Here is a 1766-nt window from a genome sequence, read left to right as displayed (position 1 = left end):
CGGGCAAAATATTCTTCTTTTGTGATTTCAGTAGCCCCGGCAGCCAGCGCCTTATCCAGACCAGAAAGTTTGTTTGCGCGACCGTATTTTTCGCCATCCTTGTCGGTGAAGAGGAAGTAGAACGGCCCCTCACGCTCTACAGATGGTTCGACTTCCACTTTGCATTCGGTTTTTTCGTTGTCCGGAATTGCCGTTTCCACTGCATCAGTTTCTGGTACTGGCGACGAGAGAGTGTCAGTTGCGCTCTGATTTGTTCCTTCATCTTCAAACACGCCCTTTGTAGTCAGGTATTCAGTAATGTATTTGTTCAGTGCCACAGGGTCTTTGTGAATGTCGATCGGACGTTCACGGACAAGGCCAAAAATAGTCTGGCGGTCGTAGCGAAGGGCATCAGGCTGTTTGCGCATTGATGCCGAGATACGCTTCCAGTCTTCGCGGTCGTTGTCGATAACTTCATTTTTTGCCCAGCGATGGATGCTGCCGTCAATGTTTCCGGCATCCACATCACCAGGCCAGAGAGCGTAGGCCAGTTCGTCATCCAGTGTTTTCCATGTCTGCTTATATTCGCGACGAATGACTGCAGTGACAGGGGGGATTTTTTCTGCTGAGTTTTCAGTGTGCTGTCGGTGGACTCTGGCGCGGGCGAGATCAACAACAGACGTGTATTTTCCGGTTTCCTTGCGTTCACCTTCGCGACGTTTTTTCCAGATGCGCATTTCTGCCTGAATTTCGGGCCATTTGGCACCAGGCTTACATTTATGCTTAACCCACCCGATGGCATGCAGCTTAAGCTCCGGATACATGGCGTTAACTTCTGGCATTTTCATCAACGCTTCAACGATATGTCCGTCGAATGTTGCCATGTCTTCCTGCAACAATTCCTGCGCGCTAATCACCATATCAACGGTGATGTTTTCACATGTGTCGAACTTAACCATGACAGCGTTCTGTACTTCAGGGGCCAGCTTGTCAAAAGCGACGTTCATCGGATCTGATTCAGTCTCAACCGGGACAAAGGAAGCAGCCCCCTCATCCCAGCGGTTTTCCTGCATATATTCAGCATCCCAGGAATCGAGGGCAGGGCGGGGTATACCGGGTTTATCCTCGCAAACAAGAAATTTATAAGCGCAGTCCTGAGCAGCCGGATAATGCTCCAGGAATTGCCAGTGAAATTTTGCGCGGGCGCGACGTTCATCACCGGCTTCAATGGCAGTGGCTACAGCGACTGCACCTTCTTCCTTTATTGCCTGTTCGTCCAGAATGGCGGCGCAAATAAAGACTTTACTCATTTTGTTTTACCTCATTACAGATTTAAGGGTGAACAAATCCCTGCCATTGCTGGCATATAAGAATGAAATCGGATGTTTATTACGGAACTGTTTTAAAGACCTGCCGGGATTCCGTTATTATCCTGGTGAATAATTTTATCGACCGGGTAACAGTTACCGGGAATTTTCTGTTCGGTTGCTGCAGTCACACACTCCTGCATTGTCCTGTGAACACTGACTGCAATATCAACTGGCTCTCCGGAAACAAGAAAAACTGTCAGAACAAGTGCAAATGCTGTATTCATTGCCAGCATCCTTTTTGTATCGGACGTAAACGGGCCAGCATTGAAAGAATGCATATTTTATTTAATAACTCCCGTTCGTGTTTTCTCTTGTTAATGGCATCTTCAGTAAATACAGGGTTACTGATAGTGACGCCAATTTCAAAACAACCTTCAGACGTATTAACGTTTGGTAATAACGTTTCCATTATCGCGT

At 47.5% G+C, this 1766-nt stretch carries 2 protein-coding genes and 1 pseudogene; all 3 read right to left on the bottom strand.

Going from position 1 to position 1766, the window contains the following annotated elements; all coding sequences use genetic code 11:
* A pseudogene (locus tag HEN33_RS24820) lies at positions 1-1289 on the bottom strand (exonuclease); the annotation flags it as partial.
* Between the two features lie 92 nt (positions 1290-1381).
* Positions 1382-1573, bottom strand: a complete 192-nt coding sequence (locus HEN33_RS24815) for a DUF1482 family protein (RefSeq protein ID WP_183083505.1) — start codon at positions 1571-1573, stop codon at positions 1382-1384.
* On the bottom strand, positions 1570-1758 hold the full coding sequence (gene dicB, locus HEN33_RS24810; RefSeq protein WP_000449192.1) for a cell division inhibition protein DicB: 189 nt from the start codon (positions 1756-1758) through the stop codon (positions 1570-1572). The genes HEN33_RS24815 and dicB overlap by 4 nt, the downstream gene beginning before the upstream one ends.
* Between the last annotated feature and the right edge of the window lie 8 nt (positions 1759-1766).

The sequence above is a fragment of the Escherichia sp. 94.0001 genome (assembly GCF_013369155.2).
Classification (GTDB): domain Bacteria; phylum Pseudomonadota; class Gammaproteobacteria; order Enterobacterales; family Enterobacteriaceae; genus Escherichia; species Escherichia coli_F.
The sequence above is the reverse complement of the archived record's forward strand: the minus strand, read 5'-3'. Positions and strand labels throughout refer to the sequence as shown.

Bases quoted from the DNA above. Each gene is read 5' to 3' on its own strand.
- dicB (WP_000449192.1), bottom strand. From the start codon at position 1,758: ATGGAAACGTTATTACCAAACGTTAATACGTCTGAAGGTTGTTTTGAA.
- HEN33_RS24815 (WP_183083505.1), bottom strand. From the start codon at position 1,573: ATGAATACAGCATTTGCACTTGTTCTGACAGTTTTTCTTGTTTCCGGA.